The following is an 18,427-nucleotide window of genomic DNA, read 5'->3' as shown; positions in this document are numbered from 1 at the left end:
TGTACTTCTTTGATGCTTGTGTCTGTTGCTAAGTAGGCAGGAGGAGCATCTCCTGCCTAAAAGCGATATTTATTACCTATACATCCAGTAATAAACGAGCTGGATCTTCTAGCATCTCTTTAACGGTTACTAAGAAACCGACAGACTCACGACCATCAATTAAACGGTGGTCATAAGACAGAGCCAGATACATCATTGGTAGAATAACAACCTGACCATCTACTGCCATTGGGCGATCTTTAATTGCATGCATCCCTAAAATGGCACTTTGTGGTGGGTTGATAATTGGAGTTGACATTAATGAACCAAAAACACCGCCATTTGTGATAGTGAAGTTACCACCTGTTAAGTCTTCAACAGTTAACTTACCGTCACGGCCTTTTACCGCTAATGCTTTGATGTTTTTCTCGATATCCGCCATGCTCATTGCATCCGCATCGCGTAATACTGGTGTTACCAAACCACGCGGTGTTGATACTGCAATACTGATATCGAAGTAGTTGTGATAAACCACATCAGTACCATCAATAGAAGCATTCACTTCTGGATAGCGTTTTAGTGCTTCAACAACAGCTTTAATATAGAAAGACATAAAGCCTAAGCGTACACCGTGGCGTTTCTCAAATGCTTCACCATATTGAGCACGTAAATCTTTGATTGGTTGCATGTTGATTTCGTTAAACGTAGTCAACATTGCAGTCGTGTTTTTCGCTTCTAATAAGCGCTCTGCCACACGTTTACGTAAACGTGTCATTGGTACACGTTTTTCGCTACGGTGAGATAACAGTGCTTGAGGAGCCTCTGCTATCGGTTGTGCAGTTGATTTATTCGCAACATGACCTTCGATATCTTGGCGAGTTAAACGTCCACCTACACCACTACCTTTCACATCCGCAGGGTTAATATCGTGTTCAGCCACTAAGCGACGCGCTGTTGGACTTAATGCATCATTATTGCCTTTTTCAGCAATATCGGCACTTTGACGCTGTGCTGGTGTGCTATCTTGAACCGGTTTCACATCAGCAGGAATACCAGTGCTATCACCTAAACGAATACGACCTAATAATTGGCGTGAACCAACGGTAGCGCCTTCTTCTTCAAGAATGCTTTCTAAAACACCTGCTTCACTTGCAGGTACTTCTAAAACAACTTTATCTGTTTCGATTTCAACCAGCACTTCATCGCGTTGAATGCTATCACCAGGTTTTTTATGCCAAGTTGCGACCGATGCGTCAGCAACTGATTCAGGGAGATCCGGTACTAGAATATCTACACTACTCATTTTCTATCCTTATTTATTCAACTTTCAGTGCGTCTTCAACCAGAGCTTTTTGTTGCTCCTGATGAACAGAGGTATAACCAACTGCTGGTGAAGCTGATGCAGGACGTCCTGCATAACGTAATGTTGCGCCAGCTGGAATTGCATCACGGAAGTTATGCTGGCTACAGTACCAAGCACCTTGATTTAGAGGCTCTTCTTGACACCAAATAAACTCTTTGACATGAGCATAAGGTGCGAGAATTTGCGCAATATCTTCGTGTGGGAATGGATACAGTTGTTCAATACGAATAATGGCAACGTTGTTTTGCTCATTAGCACGACGCTGTTCTAATAAATCGTAGTAAACCTTACCGGAACACATCACAACACGTTTCACATCAGCAGGTTTTAAATCATCTATTTCACCAATGACAGGTAAGAATTTACCATTTGCTAATTCATCCAATGCAGAAACCGCTAATGGATGACGTAACAGTGATTTTGGTGACATTACGATAAGTGGGCGACGCATACCACGTAACGCTTGACGGCGTAACATATGGTAAACCTGAGCCGGTGTTGATGGCACACAAACCTGCATATTTTGTTCTGCACACAGTTGCAGATAACGTTCTAAACGTGCAGAGGAGTGCTCTGGGCCTTGGCCTTCATAACCGTGTGGTAACAACATGACTAAACCACACATACGACCCCATTTTTGCTCGCCAGAGCTAATGAATTGGTCGATAACCACTTGTGCAACGTTTGCGAAGTCACCAAATTGAGCTTCCCAAATCGTTAAACCGCGAGGTTCTGTTGTGGCATAACCATATTCAAATGCAAGTACAGCTTCTTCTGTTAATACAGAGTCCCAGACATTAAATTGTCCTTGAGCATTGTGGACATTGGCTAATGGTACATAAACAGAACCATTTGTTTGGTTATGAATAACAGCATGACGATGGAAGAATGTACCACGTCCTGCATCTTCACCAGAAAGACGAATGGTGATACCTTGGTCAACTAAAGTCGCATACGCTAATGTTTCTGCTGCACCCCAGTCGAGTAGTTTCTCACCTTCTGCCATAACAGCACGATCAGCATAAATTTTCTCAACACGAGACTGCATCACGATTTCTGAAGGAACAGTACTCACACGACGCGCTAAATCTTGTAAACGCGTTTTCTCTACTTTATGTGGATATTCTTCATTCCATTCGTGGTTTAAATACGGTTCCCATGTGTAAGAATGCAGGCCCATTGGGCGGTATTCTTCAACAACACAGTCACCACGATCTAACGCATCACGATAGAGATTAACCAGTTCAGTTACATCATTGGCATCAAGCAATGATTGAGCAACCAGTTTATCCGCATAAATTTTACGTGGCGTTGGATGTTTTTTGATTTTTTGATACATCAGAGGCTGAGTCGCATTTGGCTCATCCGCTTCGTTGTGACCATGACGACGGTAACAAACAAGATCAATCATAACATCGCGTTTAAAGGTATTACGGAAATCCAATGCTAAGCGAGTGACAAAAGCGACCGCTTCAGGATCATCTGCATTAACGTGGAAGATTGGTGCCTGAACCATTTTCACAATATCAGTACAGTATTGTGTTGAACGGGCATCTTTTGGATTTGAAGTCGTAAAACCAACTTGGTTATTAATCACAATACGAACTGTACCACCTACTTCATAGCCACGCGCTTGAGACATGTTCAGGGTTTCTTGCACAACACCTTGACCAGTCACAGCTGCATCACCATGAATAGTGATAGGAAGAACCATATTGCTACGCGCTTCATCTAAGCGATCACGACGAGCACGAACAGAACCGATGACAACTGGGCTAACAATCTCTAGGTGAGATGGGTTAAAAGCTAATGCGAGGTGGACTTGAGCCCCTTCAGTCGCAAAATCAGATGAGAAACCTTGGTGATATTTAACGTCACCCGTTCCCAAATGTTCTTTATGAATACCCGCAAATTCATCAAACAAATCAGCCGGTTTTTTACCTAGGATATTAACTAGAACGTTTAAACGTCCACGGTGCGCCATACCAAGAACCACTTCACGAGTGTCTTGTTTACCTGCATGGCGAATTAAATCTTTTAACATTGGAACTAATGCATCACCACCTTCTAAAGAGAAGCGTTTTGCACCTGGGAATTTTGCACCTAAATAGCGCTCTAAACCTTCTGCTGCAGTTAGCTCTGTCAGAAAGCGTAACTTTTCTTCTTTAGTGAATTGGTCTGCAACATTTACTGATTCTAAACGTTGTTGTAGCCAACGTTTTTCTTCAGTATTAGTGATATGCATATATTCAGCACCGATTGAACCACAGTAAATGCGTTTCAGGGCTTCATATAAATCACCTAATTTCATCGTTTCTTTGCCGATAGCAAAAGAACCGACGTTGAAGGTTTCTTCAAAGTCTTCTTTAGTTAGATTATGGAAAGCAGGATCTAAATCAGGAACAGATTCTTGTTTCCATAAACCAAGTGGGTCGAGATTAGCGTTTTGATGACCACGAAAACGGAAGGCATTGATGAGCTGCAAAACTTTAACTTGTTTTGAGTCCATTGCCGGATCGCTTACCGAGGTATGATATCGAGTGGATTCTTTTGCGAGGCGTCTGAAGTAGTCGCGGGTTTGAGAATGCGACTGTTCTATGCCTTGACTTGCAGGCAGTTGTTGAAAAATCTCTCTCCAACTTTCGTCAACAGAGTTTGGGTCAGTTAGGTAATCTTCATAGATATCTTCTATGTAAGACTGATTCTCTCCTGCTAGAAAAGTGGATTCTAGCCAGTCCTTCATTGCGCCGTTCTGCATTATGATCCCTTAAGCTATACAGCTTTAGTTCGCCGTGGATAACTAATACCGTGATTAAACGGTGTCGATTGCAAGGTTCTCTTATGACCCGCTATCTCGCAGGTTCTTTAAATATGGAGCTTTAGCTCTCAAGGAACCTTTAAGCACTGTCTTACAGTGTTTAAAGGTGCCTTACTATTTTTTACCGCAAACGCCCAACTTAGTTTTTCCATTAACCGCCCTAACTATTTTAGGGCGGTTATTATTTTATGCACTACGTTTTAACAACATTGACTTAATATGGCCAATCGCTTTTGTTGGATTAAGTCCTTTAGGACATACGCTGACACAGTTCATGATGCCATGACAACGGAATACACTGAACGCATCGTTAAGATCATCAAGACGAGATTCAGTTTCTGTATCACGACTATCAATCAAGAAACGATAAGCCGCTAACAATCCAGCAGGCCCGATAAACTTATCTGGATTCCACCAGAATGACGGGCAAGAGGTTGAACAACAAGCACAAAGGATACAATCGTAAAGTCCATCAAGCTTTTCACGCTGTTCTGGTGACTGTAAGTTCTCACGAGCAGGAGGATTTTTGCCATTATTAATTAAATACGGACGAATTTTCTCATACTGTGTATAGAACTGAGTCATATCCACTATTAAATCACGAATTACGGGTAAACCGGGTAACGGTCTGATCACAATTTTCTTACTTCCTTTCTGTAAAGATGAAATAGGTGTGATACAAGCCAAACCATTTTTACCATTCATATTCACGCCATCAGAGCCGCAAACACCTTCACGACAAGAACGACGGAACGATAAGGTAGGATCTTTTTCCTTTAATTGAATTAATGCATCCAACAGCATCATGTCACGCCCTTCAGGAACTTCAAGGGTGTAATCTTGCATATGCGGCGCATTATCAACGTCGGGATTGTAACGATAAATCGAAAATTCAAGTTTCATATTTAAGTCTCCGCAACTTCAATAACACCGCTAATTAATATGTACGCACTTTTGGTGGGAAAGCTTCACGCAGTTTCGGCTGCATATTGACTTCACGTCGTGTCATTGTTTCGGTTTGCGGTTGATATAATGTATGGCATAACCAGTTCGCATCATCACGTTCTGGGAAATCGAAACGGCTATGAGCTCCACGGCTTTCTGTACGGAAGTTTGCAGATACCGCAGTGGCATAAGCAGTTTCCATCAGGTTATCTAATTCTAAGCATTCAATACGCTGTGTATTAAACTCACTTGAGTTATCATCCAGTCGTGCATTTTGTAAGCGCTCACGAATCACTTTCAGTTCTTCTAAGCCTTTTGCCATCGCATCGCCTTCACGGAATACCGAGAAGTTATGTTGCATACAAGATTGCAGTGCTTTACGGATTTCAACAGGATCTTCACCAGAACGGTTGTTTTCCCAGCGATTTAAGCGAGTTAATGCGGCTTCAACATCAGAATCGCTCGCATCACGCATTGTACCTTGTTCCATCAGTGACTCTTTTAAGTGAACCCCTGCTGAACGACCAAATACAACGAGGTCTAACAGTGAATTCCCCCCTAAGCGGTTTGCACCATGAACAGATACACAAGCAATTTCACCGACGGCGAACAGTCCAGGAATCACGACATCTTCGCCCTTTTCGTTCACACGAATAGCTTGGCCTGTCACTTTTGTTGGAATGCCACCCATCATATAGTGACAAGTAGGAATAACCGGAATAGGTTCTTTAACTGGGTCAACGTGTGCGAAAGTACGGGAAAGATCAAGAATACCCGGTAAACGAGACTCAAGAACGTCTTTACCCAGATGATCGAGTTTTAATTTCGCATGAGGACCCCAAGGGCCATCACAACCACGACCTTCACGAATTTCGATCATAATAGAACGCGCAACCACATCACGACCGGCAAGGTCTTTGGCATTTGGTGCATAACGTTCCATAAAGCGTTCACCGTCTTTATTCAACAGATATCCGCCTTCACCACGACAACCTTCGGTCACTAATACGCCTGCACCCGCAATACCCGTTGGGTGGAATTGCCACATTTCCATATCTTGCAGAGGAACACCTGCACGAACCGCCATGCCGACACCATCACCTGTGTTGATATGCGCATTTGTGGTTGACTGGTAAATACGACCCGCGCCGCCAGTAGCTAAAATTGTGGCGTTTGCTTTGAAATAAACCACTTCACCCGTTTCGATGCAGATTGCAGTACAACCAACAATATCGCCATCTTGGTTTTTCACTAGATCCAGTGAATACCACTCTGAAAAGATGGTTGTGTGATTTTTTAAATTTTGCTGATAAAGAGTATGCAACAATGCATGCCCAGTACGGTCAGCGGCAGCAGCTGTACGTGCAGCTTGTTCACCACCAAAGTTTTTTGACTGACCACCAAATGGACGCTGATAAATACGACCATCATCTAGGCGAGAAAATGGGAGTCCCATATGTTCCAGTTCTAAAATTGCTTCAGGACCGGTTTTACACATATATTCGATAGCGTCTTGGTCACCAATATAGTCGGAACCTTTTACCGTATCGTACATGTGCCATTCCCAGTTATCCTCATGGGTATTACCTAGCGCAACAGTAATACCACCTTGAGCGGAAACAGTATGAGAACGAGTAGGAAAAACTTTAGAAATCAGTGCACAGGACAGACCCATTTGAGAAATCTGTAAAGCGGCACGCATACCAGCACCACCCGCACCAATCACAACAGCATCAAACTCTCTTACTGGCAGATTCATTACACACCCCACACCACAATTGTTCCATAAATAAGATAAACCAACAGCGCAACAACAATAATCAGTTGTAATGTCAGACGTAATGCCAGCGGTTTAATATAGTCCGTTAACACTTGCCACATTCCGATCCACGCGTGAATAAGAATAGAAAGCAGAGTTAAGATGGTGAACACTTTGGTTAAGGATGAGCTAAAGAACCCACGCCATACCTCATAGGTTATTTCTGTTGTAGCAATAAATCCCACAAGATAAAGAACATATAAAACGATAATAATGGCTGAGGCACGAAGGAATAACCAATCCTGTATGCCAGTACGGCCTAAAGTAGAAGAATTACTTACCATACTAATACCCCCGCCAATATTGATAAAATAACAGTAATAACCATTGATGCAGCCGCTGAGTTGCGACCCACAATCAAGGTTTCATCAATAAAGCCGAAGTCCATTAACATATGGCGAATACCACCACAAATGTGATACGCCAATGCCGTTAAGATGCCCCACAAAATAAATTTTGCGAAGAAGCCAGTCATAATTTCAGCCGCTTGCTGAAAACCTTCAGGAGAGGAGAGAGAGGTACCAAGTAACCACAGTAAGATGCCAACTGCGACTAACATGATAACCCCAGAGACACGATGCAAGATCGATGCGATAGCAGGGAGTGGAAACTGTATCGTCTGTAAATCCAGATTGACAGGTCTTTGTTTTTTCACAATTTATGCCCACACAGCTTTTATAATTTTTCCTTCCTCCGGACCTGGATGGAAATTAAACAGCGAATGGGGTACAAAGGCACATTTTAAGTAAAATGTTAAATCCGTCTATTTTACAAAAAGTGTGGATTCGTTACGCTGGTTCTCCATACAACAACGGTTCCGGAGACCTGCGCGCAGTATAAGTGCTTCACAAACTTATTACAATTACCACACAACTTGTGTGCCCGACATTTGCCTCGAACAGTGAGAGGGATCACTATTTAATACATCTGATGCAAAAATGATTATCATTTTTGACACATACACAACATTTTTATTACATTTAACGCATTATTTTAATGTTTATGTTTTTTTTGTGCGCAAACACGCTTCCAGAAACCTCAAACTTATGTAAAAGTGATAGCAGTACTAATTCTAAGTGCATTGCATAAAAAAGCACCTAAAAAAACATAACATCAAAAGCTCCTTAACATAAGTGACACACTATAGACCTAGACATTACGGGCACTGAATAAAACTCGGCTGGGTACCTTACATCAACTATAGTTTCACTATCGAAGTGCATCTTTATGAAGATACCCTCGACTTTGTTAGGAGACATATAAGCGCTAAGGAGATTATAAATGGCTGATAACAAAGCTAAGCTAACGATTGCTGAAACATCTGTAGACTTGGACGTTCTATCCCCTACACTCGGTTCCAAAGTTATTGATATTCGTACTCTCGGCTCCAAAGGTTATTACACCTATGATCCTGGCTTTACCTCAACCGCCTCTTGTGAGTCAAAAATTACTTTTATTGATGGCGATAACGGTATCTTACTTCACCGTGGTTTCCCTATCGGGCAATTAGCGACTGAATCAACATACTTGGAAGTCTGTTATATCCTACTGTACGGTGAAGCGCCGACACAGGAACAATACGATAAATTTAAAACCACAGTCACTCGTCACACCATGATCCATGAACAAATTACCCGACTGTTCAATGGATTCCGTCGTGACTCACACCCAATGGCTGTACTGTGTGGTGTTACAGGCGCTTTAGCTGCGTTCTATCACGATGCATTAGATGTCAGTAATCCAGTTCACCGCGATATCACGGCTTATCGCCTACTATCAAAAATGCCAACAGTAGCAGCGATGTGTTACAAATACTCAATTGGTCAACCTTTCGTTTATCCAAAAAATGACCTCTCCTATGCCGGTAACTTCTTGCATATGATGTTTGCAACACCATGCGAAGAGTATGTTGTTAACCCAGTACTTGAACGTGCAATGGATAGAATTTTCATCCTTCATGCAGATCACGAGCAAAATGCATCAACTTCAACTGTACGTACTGCGGGTTCTTCTGGTGCAAATCCATTTGCATGTATCGCAGCGGGTATCGCATCACTTTGGGGACCAGCTCATGGTGGTGCTAACGAAGCTTGTCTACGTATGCTGGAAGAGATCAAAACGGTTGAACACATTCCTGAATTTATTAAACGTGCAAAAGATAAAAATGACTCCTTCCGTTTAATGGGCTTTGGTCACCGTGTTTACAAGAACTACGATCCTCGTGCAACTGTCATGCGTGAAACCTGTCATGAAGTGTTAAAAGAATTAAACCTCAATGACAGCTTACTTGAAGTGGCAATGGAATTAGAGCGTATTGCCCTAAACGACCCGTATTTTATCGAGAAAAAACTGTACCCTAACGTTGACTTCTACTCAGGTATTATCCTTAAAGCGTTAGGTATTCCATCCAATATGTTTACTGTTATTTTTGCTATTGCACGTACAATTGGTTGGATTGCTCACTGGAATGAAATGCACGAAGATGGTCTGAAAATTGCGCGTCCTCGTCAGCTTTATACTGGTTATAGTGAACGTGATTTCAAAAGTGAAATTAAAAAGAAATAATTGAATTTTATTAATTATTTATCTTGCTAAGCCCCGTTTAAATCGGGGCTTTATGTTTTAACATTATCGACAAAATCCAATCAGCTTTTCAAATATTCTTGCGGTGTTTGCCCTGTCATTTTTTTGAAAAAGGTAATAAAGGCACTATCACTGGCAAATCCTAATATCTGGCTAATATCAATATAGCGATGATGGGTTGCTAATAATTCAATGGCTTTCATTAGTCGCCATTGTTGACGCCATTGTTGATAGCTCAGCCCTGTTTCTTTGTAAAATAAACGAGTGATCGTCTTTTCACTCGCTCCCACATATTTTGCCATTTCTTGTAATGCTGGTGGTAAATCATCAAAGGATAAACGACTTAACCGTCTATCTTTAGGCATAAATAAATGATTAGGTTGCCGCGGTGCCAAAGCAATTTCATCAAAGAACACAGCCAATAAATTGGCATAGCGTCCTTCCTCCCACTGTGTATCAAAATCAGCAATAGAAATTCGTTCTAATATTTCTCGTAAAAGAGGTGAAATCGTTAAGATCTCGCTCTCATTTGGAAAATTATCATGAAATTCTTCACTAATATACACTGAACGATATCCGACAGAGGCGTACATTTCGACTCGATGCTCAAGTCTTGGGGGGATCCACGCAATCCTCATGGGAGGTAATACAGAAACGCGGGAAGCTAAAGTAATTCGCATACACCCAGACTGCGTGAATAACAACTGCCCTCTATCATGAGAATGAAATCCTGAATCGTGCTTTCCCATTTCTGCTGCAATACCAACGACTGATGCAAGATGCTCTTCTGGCACAAAGTGGTCGTATTGATTAAGCCAAGCCATCACTTGTCCTATTTAAAAAATAATATGTCTTTATGTTTATAACAAGACATTCATTATCTCTGTATTCTGCCCATCAAAATTTAAGGATATAGGATAAAAAGATGAACAAAAAACTCTCTTTATGGTTAGCAATTGCGTTAATGATGTTTCCACAAATTGCAGAAACCATTTATAGCCCAGCACTGACTGATATTGCAAATGGCTTTCATGTCAGTGCAAATGAGGCTGGACAAACACTTTCGCTCTATTTCTTCGCGTTTGCATTGGGCGTCATTATATGGGGTCGATTATGTGATGTCATTGGTCGTCGTCCGACAATGTTAGCAGGCTTGTTTATTTATGCTATTGCTTGTCTTGGCGTTTTTATGACACAAGATTTTTCAGTCTTACTTGGATTGCGTATGCTTTCCGCTTTTGGGGCTGCGGTAGGCTCGGTCGGCACACAAACCATTATGCGTGATGTGTATAGTGGTGATGAACTGGCTAAAGTTTTCTCTGTTATGGGAGCGGCTATCGCCCTAAGTCCAGCAGTTGGGATGTTAAGTGGTTCATTATTAGTGAGTTATACCGGTTATCAAGGTGTGTTTAGCGGTCTTGCCCTTCTTGCTGTGATTTTACTGTTGTGGAGCACTTTTTCTTTACCTGAAAGCCGTCCTGAAACAATAAAAACAGCGCCGTTAGGAGAAACTGCAATAAAAATGCTTAAAGATAAGCAAATTGCTAAAACAGTATTATTAATTGCCTGTTTTAATATCAGCCTCTTTGCTTATTATCAGTTAGCACCTTTTATGTTTGATAAACAAGGCTATAGCGCAAGTACCTTTGGTTATAGTGGTATTGTATTAGCAATAGGTGTCGGTGTTGGCTCTTATATTAATAAAGCACTATTAAACCGTCATTGGCAATGTGGAAGACTAGTTTTACTTGCGAGTTTTATTGCATTAGTCAGTGCTGTGGGTGTTTATTTATTACGTAATCACATTAGCTTTATTATTCCAATGATGACGAGTGTTATTGCATATGGTATTGCTATTCCCAATATATTAGCCACAGCATTAGCACAATATAAAGACAGATTGGGAACTGCCGGTGCATTATTAGGTTTATTCTATTATTTATTAATTGGTAGTGGTCTTGCACTGGCAGGATGGGGACAAAACTTAGCGATTACTTTACTCATTTGTAGTATAGGTGCTTTATTATTGTCTTTCTCACACCAAGCAAAAAAATAATTCAAAGAGCTTCTTATATTAATAAGAAGTTCTTCTTATTTTATAAAATTAATATAAAATAAGAAGGAAACTAATTGATTATTTAAGAAGATAAAAAAGGATAAAACATGACAAATGGAATGAATACTTCTCAAAAAAATATTGAAAAAAAGTTAGCAAAATTTAGCAATGATAATAATATTTACCCCCTAGAAGTTCCTAAATTTACGCCACTTAAAGACACTCCATTACCTGATAATGTATATAAACTTATCGTCAAATCCCATGAATTATTATTAGAAGAGATGAAAAAAAAAGCACTTGAAGAAAAAAAGAGGAATAAATACGCTTCATTTACCTATACATATGCTCAAGAACTTTACACAGAACTATCACAATATGATGAAATTCGCCTCAAAAATATTTTTAATCAGCTCAATTCTCCTAATGGCTCTCTTAATAAAGTAGAAAAATATATTGTTACGCACGATAATATTATCCCTCAGTTACCTGAGTTTACAATTTTTCATCTTATACGTTTGCACGATGGCGATACTCAACCTGAATATATTTTATTTTATGCCTTAAATGACTGTAATTACAAGGCGGTTTTCAAAAATGTCGAGTTACGTCATATTGAAAACATTCTTATTCAGAAAAATAATCCTCATGCCTCACGCGCTGTCGCTGATTTTTTTCTTGGTCAATGTAGGTCTAAATATTTATCAAATCCTGATCAAGTTTGGCCTTTTTATTACCAAAACCCGAAATATATAGCAGAAGCCTTAAATCTTATTCCCAATCAAAGTGATACTGATAACAGTCTATTTAATCCTGAAAATGCCTTTGGTGTATTAGAACAATATCCTATTATTCCATCTCAATTTATTCCTAAAATATTACAATTTGCTTTAGGTAATATAAAAATTCATCGTATTAATGCTCAAAAGTTAATTGAGAAATTACCAGAACCACTCTTATTGATTAAAGAAGGTCTAAGCTCAAAGAAAGAAAATGTACGTATTAATGCAATAAATTGGCTTGTTAAATTTAATAATTACGATGCAATTCCAACTTTAATCAGTTTATTAAAAACAGAAAAGGATGGTGTTGTCAGAACAACTTTAATGACGGCATTAGCGCATTTTAATGAAGATATTTCGGATTTTTTTGATCCTTTAATGTTATTAGCAGAAGCGGAATTTGGCTTAAAAAATAAAATCCCCGCTAATTTAGTTTGGTTTAATTTTGACGCTATACCGAAACTGACTTGGAAAAATAACAAACCTGTTGAACCTAAACTTATTCAATGGTGGATAATACTCGCTGTAAAATTAAGACTTCCTGCTGGCAATATACTATTACATTACTATATCAATTTGCTTTCGTTAAAAAGCCAACAAACTCTGGCCCAGTTTATCTTAATTGAATTTATCACCCAAGATGTAAGTGGACAGTCAAAAGATGAAACTTTTCTGGATTCTGAGTGGTATGATTCAGCGCCAATATCAGCAATAAAAGAAAAAGGGATGTTAGGGCTTATTTTTGCCATCGAAGGCTATATTGCAGTACCTTTATTACAAAATTATATGCGTAACCATTACGAACGCCGAGCACAAATAGAGGCCATGATTGATGCTATTGGCCAAAGTAACGATCCGATTATCATTCAGTTTTTACTTTCTATTTCTCGCCGTTATCGTGCGGCCTCTATTCAGGCAAAAGCACGGCTATTAATTACCCAGATAGCACAACGTAATAATTGGACAGAAGATGAACTGGCAGATAGAACCATACCAACAGCAGGACTTAATGACTCAGGTGTACTAACTTTAGATTATGGTGAACGTACATTCACTGCAAAAATTAACGATAAATTGCAATTCGTCTTATTTAATCCTGAAGGCAAAGTGGTAAAAGCGTTGCCATCACCTCGTGTTAATGATGACAGCACACTGATTAAGGAGACAAAAAAATACTTCACAGCAAGTAAAAAAGAGTTAAAGCAAATTATCGAATCACAAACGGTACGTTTATACGAATCAATGTGTACTCAGCGCCAATGGTTAAGTGCTGATTGGCAAAAATTTCTTCAAGCTAATCCGATTATGCATAAATTAATGGAACGATTAGTCTGGCAAGAATTGAAAGATAATAAAGTCATTAATACATTTCGTCCTGCGAATGATGGCACTTTATTAAATATTGAAGATGACGAAATTACATTACAAAACGATTCATCACTTCGTTTAGCTCATCGCATATTTTTAAGTGAAGAAGAAAATAGCGCTTGGCTAACACATTTTAACGATTACAAAATAACGTGCTTATTCTCTCAATTAGAGCATAAACTCCCGTCCTTCACCTTAGAGCAGACTCAAATTGAAGACAAAAAAGGCTGGTTAAGTGATGCTTATACTTTAAGAAGTGTAATGACAAAATTCGGTTATCAACGAGGTTCGATAGAGGATGCGGGATTTTTTAATTGCTACTACAAGTATTTTTCTAATCTCAATATCTCCGCCATTATCAACTTCAGTAGTAACTGTGTTCCTGAAGAGAATGTCACCGTTGCGTTATTAGAGCTCGTTTTTGAAACGGGTCGCCAAACTGGTTTTGATAGACATAAATTAGCTATAAACGATATTCCCTTAGTTCTATTAGCTGAAAGTTATGCCGATTATGTCAATATAGCTGATGCTTTGGCAGGGTTTGATCCTGAATGGAAAAAGAAATTACCTTGGTAATCGCGATATTTAAATAATTCCTACTTATCCCGTATTGCTGATAAATACGGGATATTTTTCTTACAATATTAAGCCCATATTTTGCTGTTATTTTTTAATCTATTTAGCTAAGGGTTAACGCTTATTTTATTTAACAGACAATTCTTAAACTTTTTAAATGCCACAAAAAATGCCTTTATTATCATTTCTTCATTTTTAGCACTTTTTCCTGATATACCTATTTATATAAAGCCAAATTGAATATTAATAAAGCTCAGCTACATTTTTTAGCGTTTATCGCTATAAATTTGATAAATGGCACACATTGATTTTATTTTCACCCATGATAATCAAATTGTTCGTTACGCTATTTCATGGTAAAAAAAACTGTTTATCCATACATAGCTTAAGGAACTGGCGTGATAAAAAAAATCTTAGACATTTTCCCTCTCTTTGGGAAAAAAGATGTCGCAATTACCGAAAAACATCTCCAAGAATCACTGGTATTGCTTGCAATATTTGATGAGAGTTTACCTAAACGTACATTAAATTATGTCCTTACGGGTGAAAATCCGGAGATCCTTTTCGAATTAAACAAGCTGGATGCTTCAAAAGCGGCCGTTTATTTTGATAAACCCGGTACTCTAGAGTGGTGGTATGCACATAATGTGAATACAGGCCAATACAACAAAGTGATCACTCAAGGGCTAAACGCACGACACAAACTCTATTCTAAAGTCGGCGATGGCTTTTCAGCAGAACAAGTTGCACGTTATGGTAAGGTCCTTGCGGCTGCTTGCCAAGATATCAATATTAAAGTTATCACAAAAGAAGTCCCCACTTGGGTGCTTTATCTTTTAATTGATGTGTTTTACAACACTTATGAAAATGCGCGCAATCTCAATTTAGAGCATCGCAAACATTGGAATATGGAATTTATCGCTAATATGGTCGAAAAAGAGGCTAATATTGCGGGTGAAAATGCCTTATTCGCAGTGTTTGATAGGAAAGATATTTCTGAATACTATGCATCTAATCTTAAGCGTATTTATGAATTAAGTGATTTAAAAGACTACCTACTTTCACATCAAGAATTTGTTAGAACAGAATTAATTGAAAAATTATCAGCGAATGGCTTAGTTGAGTTAATTAATTACCTCAATAAAAATACCGTATTACGCGACACTTTTGCTGACATTATTGTGTTACTTGCCACCAGCAGCTTAAAAACCGTGAAAAAAGCTGCAGAGCCAATTTTAGTCACCTTACCACCTGAAATTGTTAAAGAAAATCTTACCCATGTTTTAATGAATGGTACGCCAAAACAACGTACTCAAGCAGCAGATTTATTTGCGCGCCAAGGTGAAAACCGTGATGTACTAGAAGAAGCGTTAAAACATGAAACCTCAAAAGCAGTAATGAAAAGTATTGAAAGCGCTCTGTTGCGTTTTAATGTTGCAGAAGATGCTAATACCGTAGAGGCAATTGAGGCACCTGATTTCACGCCATTAGAAGACACGCCATTACCGGATAGCGTTCGCGATATGATGGTCAATAACTTCAATGAGATCTTGGTCAAAGCCAAAGAAAATGCTGAACGTGAAATTGAAGAAAATAAAACCGCTAAACACACTTATAATTGGGCACAGCGCCATTTAAAAGATTTAAATAAAATTGATGAGAAACAGTGCCGTGCAATAGTGGATAAACTGAATAGCGGACAAGGCTCAATCCAATCAAATGAAATTCAAATCATTAAACATAAAAATCGTGTTTTGAATTTACCTGAATATACTCTGTTCCATGCTGTGCGTGTGATCGTTAATAATCGCCAACATGCCGATCACTTTTCTTCTCACTATTTTAATGGCGAAATTCCTGAGCGCTTATTTAGCGATATTGAATTGCGTCATCTTGAAGATGTGCTACAGCGTTGCAACTTTAAAAATGCAACCCGTCTGACCGCTGCATTATGTTTAGAATCTTATGAAGATGGTTTAAAACGCTTCCGTAGACCAGAACAAATTTGGCCGTTCTTCTCTCAACATCCAGATTATATCGCTGAAGCCCTGAATTTAATGCCAAGTCAAAGTGAGCGTCGCTATCGCCAGTTTGAAATTTCACAAGGCATTAAAGTATTAGGTCGTTTCCCTACCATTCCAGCACAATTCGTGCCTCGAATTATGGAGCTGGCATTAGGTGAAAATAAAATGCACCGCGTTTCAGCGCAGAATTTACTTGAGACCCTGCCAAATATTCATACAAGTGCTCAAGAAGGTTTATCTTCTGCAAAACAAGAAATTCGCGTTACCGCTATTGATTGGTTGGCTCGTTTAAAAAATCCAGAGTCATTACCAGCATTGAATGCCTTATTGAAAAAAGAGAAACGCGAAGTGGTACGTGCCTCTTTATTAACGGCGTTAGAGCAACTTGGTGAAGATATCTCAAGTTATTTATCACCAAAAACCTTATTAGCTGAAGCTGAAAAAGGTCTTAAAGCCAAAGCCCCTGCAAGTCTTGCTTGGTTTAACTTTGATACTATTCCAGCATTAACGTGGGAAAACAAGAAAGCCGTTGATCCCGCGATTATTCGTTGGTGGATTATTTTAGCAGTCAAACTCAAAATGCCGGGTGGTAATGCGTTATTACAACGTTATATCGGCCTACTCTCTATCGATAGCCAACATAAACTTTCAAGTTTTATTCTTCATACCTTTGTTGCTCAAGATATTAAAGGACCAACACTTGAAGAAGCGATGCTAGAAGCGCGACAAAATGCCCCTTCTCGCTTAACACAATATAAGGATTGGGCTAAACGATATCCAGAATATTATGCTAAATATGAACACTATACTTTAGAGCAAGTAATTGAAGAGATTAAAAACGAGGTGCTACGTCGTTATTTAGGCTCTGCTATCAGCGATAAAGGCATGCTAGCGCTTATCTGTGGTATCGAAGGCCATGTTGCAGTATCTGTATTACGTAACTATATGCGTGATCACTATCAGCGTCGTGCTCAAATTGAAGCCATGATTGACGCCATAGCATCAAGCAATGATCCAATTATCATTCAGCTTCTTCTTTCATTATCACGTCGTTATCGCACTGCATCGGTTCAAGAAAAAGCGCGTAATTTAGTCACACAAATTGCTGAACGTAATGGCTGGAGTTCAGATGAATTAGCGGATAGAACCATTCCAACCGCGGGCTTTGATGATACGGGTACATTAGTACTGGAATATGGTGAGCGTATCTTTACTGCGAAGATGGATGCAAAACAAAAACTGGTGTTGTTTAATCCTGAAGGCAAAGAGGTGAAAGCCTTACCTGCTGCGCGTAAAAATGACGATGCTGAGCTTATCAAAGAAGCGAAAAAACTCTTCACTTCAAGTAAAAAAGAACTTAAACAAGTTATTGAGCTACAAAGTGTGCGCTTATATGAAGCAATGTGTGCTCAACGTCAGTGGTTAAGCGCGGATTGGCAAGAATATATCTTAGCTCACCCAATCATGCATAAACTGATTGAACAACTGGTTTGGCAAGAAGTGAAAGATGACAAGGTTATCAATACATTCCGTCCTTCTGATGATGGTGCATTGCTTGATCTAGACGATGATGAAGTGACGTTACAAAACGATTCACTGATCCAGCTTGCTCACGCAGCATTAGTTAATGAAGATGAGCGTAAGGCATGGATGGCTCATTTTAAAGATTACAAAGTGAAATTCTTGTTCTCTCAAATGGAACATAAGATCCCAGAATTAGATCTGAAGCAAACTGAAGTGGAAGATAGAAAAGGCTGGATCACAGACACCTTCACTTTACGCGGTATTTTAACCAAAATGGGTTATCAACGTGGCCCAGCAGAAGATGGTGGCTCGTTCTCACACTATTACAAATTCTTCTCTAGTTTAAACTACTACGTGAATATCGGTTTTAGTGGTAGCTATGTTCCAGAAGAAAACATTCCAGCGGTCTTATTTGATTTAAGTTTTGAGAAAAATCAGCAAGATTATTGGGATCGCAATAATGTTGAGCTAAAAGATGTACCACCGATTCTATTAGCAGAAAGCTATGCCGATTATCTAAAAGTCGCTGAAGCTTGTGCAGGATTTGATCCTGAATGGGAAAAGAAAACACCTTGGTAAAAGATAGGGAT

At 39.3% G+C, this 18,427-nt stretch carries 11 protein-coding genes; 4 read left to right on the top strand and 7 right to left on the bottom strand.

Annotation, left to right across the window (positions count from 1 at the left end; genetic code table 11):
- Window positions 1–76: 76 nt before the first annotated feature.
- The 6 genes from odhB to sdhC all read right to left on the bottom strand — a co-directional run bounded on the left by odhB (window position 77) and on the right by sdhC (window position 7,582).
- Window positions 77–1,282 (bottom strand): 2-oxoglutarate dehydrogenase complex dihydrolipoyllysine-residue succinyltransferase, encoded by a 1,206-nt coding sequence (odhB, locus tag B6258_RS14920; RefSeq protein WP_099075918.1) that lies wholly within the window; start codon window positions 1,280–1,282, stop codon window positions 77–79.
- Between the two features lie 13 nt (window positions 1,283–1,295).
- Window positions 1,296–4,100, bottom strand: a complete 2,805-nt coding sequence (gene sucA / locus B6258_RS14915; protein WP_099075917.1) for a 2-oxoglutarate dehydrogenase E1 component — start codon at window positions 4,098–4,100, stop codon at window positions 1,296–1,298.
- 246 nt (window positions 4,101–4,346) lie between these two features.
- Entirely contained in the window at window positions 4,347–5,063 is a 717-nt protein-coding gene (locus tag B6258_RS14910; RefSeq protein WP_006537662.1) for a succinate dehydrogenase iron-sulfur subunit, read from the bottom strand.
- A 34-nt stretch (window positions 5,064–5,097) separates the two neighbouring features.
- Window positions 5,098–6,864: a succinate dehydrogenase flavoprotein subunit gene (gene sdhA, locus B6258_RS14905; protein ID WP_099075916.1), complete on the bottom strand. Its 1,767-nt coding sequence runs from the start codon at window positions 6,862–6,864 to the stop codon at window positions 5,098–5,100.
- Window positions 6,864–7,208 carry a succinate dehydrogenase membrane anchor subunit gene (sdhD, locus tag B6258_RS14900; protein ID WP_006537664.1) on the bottom strand — a complete coding sequence of 115 codons (345 nt, stop codon included), beginning with the start codon at window positions 7,206–7,208 and terminating at the stop codon, window positions 6,864–6,866. Before sdhD ends, sdhA begins: the two co-directional genes overlap by 1 nt.
- Window positions 7,202–7,582 carry a succinate dehydrogenase cytochrome b556 subunit gene (gene sdhC / locus B6258_RS14895; RefSeq protein ID WP_129586864.1) on the bottom strand — a complete coding sequence of 127 codons (381 nt, stop codon included), beginning with the start codon at window positions 7,580–7,582 and terminating at the stop codon, window positions 7,202–7,204. Before sdhC ends, sdhD begins: the two co-directional genes overlap by 7 nt.
- 623 nt (window positions 7,583–8,205) lie before the next feature.
- Between sdhC and B6258_RS14890 the strand changes: the two genes are divergently transcribed.
- A complete protein-coding gene (locus B6258_RS14890; protein ID WP_099075915.1) occupies window positions 8,206–9,489 on the top strand; it encodes a citrate synthase in 1,284 nt (427 codons plus the stop codon).
- An 80-nt stretch (window positions 9,490–9,569) separates the two neighbouring features.
- Here B6258_RS14890 and B6258_RS14885 read toward each other — a convergent pair whose 3' ends face one another.
- Complete coding sequence (locus B6258_RS14885; protein ID WP_099075914.1) at window positions 9,570–10,331, bottom strand: AraC family transcriptional regulator; 762 nt, start codon at window positions 10,329–10,331, stop codon at window positions 9,570–9,572.
- A gap of 101 nt (window positions 10,332–10,432) precedes the next feature.
- Here B6258_RS14885 and B6258_RS14880 point away from each other — a divergent pair, with 101 nt between their 5' ends.
- The 3 genes from B6258_RS14880 (at window position 10,433) to B6258_RS14870 (ending at window position 18,416) form a co-directional block, all read left to right on the top strand.
- Entirely contained in the window at window positions 10,433–11,563 is a 1,131-nt protein-coding gene (locus B6258_RS14880; RefSeq protein WP_099075913.1) for a multidrug effflux MFS transporter, read from the top strand.
- A gap of 107 nt (window positions 11,564–11,670) precedes the next feature.
- On the top strand, window positions 11,671–14,289 hold the full coding sequence (locus tag B6258_RS14875) for a DUF4132 domain-containing protein (RefSeq protein ID WP_099075912.1): 2,619 nt from the start codon (window positions 11,671–11,673) through the stop codon (window positions 14,287–14,289).
- A 398-nt stretch (window positions 14,290–14,687) separates the two neighbouring features.
- Entirely contained in the window at window positions 14,688–18,416 is a 3,729-nt protein-coding gene (locus B6258_RS14870; protein WP_099075911.1) for a DUF4132 domain-containing protein, read from the top strand.
- Window positions 18,417–18,427: the final 11 nt, after the last annotated feature.

It is taken from the genome of Proteus alimentorum, from assembly GCF_002607735.1.
Taxonomy (GTDB): Bacteria; Pseudomonadota; Gammaproteobacteria; order Enterobacterales; family Enterobacteriaceae; genus Proteus; species Proteus alimentorum.
Note: the sequence above shows the minus strand (reverse complement) of the source record. Positions and strands in the feature narration are given on the sequence as shown.

Excerpts from the sequence above, each read along its gene's own strand:
- odhB (WP_099075918.1), bottom strand. The coding sequence starts at position 1,282 with ATGAGTAGTGTAGATATTCTAGTACCGGATCTCCCTGAATCAGTTGCT.
- sucA (WP_099075917.1), bottom strand. The coding sequence starts at position 4,100 with ATGCAGAACGGCGCAATGAAGGACTGGCTAGAATCCACTTTTCTAGCA.
- B6258_RS14910 (WP_006537662.1), bottom strand. The coding sequence starts at position 5,063 with ATGAAACTTGAATTTTCGATTTATCGTTACAATCCCGACGTTGATAAT.
- sdhA (WP_099075916.1), bottom strand. The coding sequence starts at position 6,864 with ATGAATCTGCCAGTAAGAGAGTTTGATGCTGTTGTGATTGGTGCGGGT.
- sdhD (WP_006537664.1), bottom strand. The coding sequence starts at position 7,208 with ATGGTAAGTAATTCTTCTACTTTAGGCCGTACTGGCATACAGGATTGG.
- B6258_RS14890 (WP_099075915.1), top strand. The coding sequence starts at position 8,206 with ATGGCTGATAACAAAGCTAAGCTAACGATTGCTGAAACATCTGTAGAC.
- B6258_RS14885 (WP_099075914.1), bottom strand. The coding sequence starts at position 10,331 with ATGGCTTGGCTTAATCAATACGACCACTTTGTGCCAGAAGAGCATCTT.
- B6258_RS14880 (WP_099075913.1), top strand. The coding sequence starts at position 10,433 with ATGAACAAAAAACTCTCTTTATGGTTAGCAATTGCGTTAATGATGTTT.
- B6258_RS14875 (WP_099075912.1), top strand. The coding sequence starts at position 11,671 with ATGACAAATGGAATGAATACTTCTCAAAAAAATATTGAAAAAAAGTTA.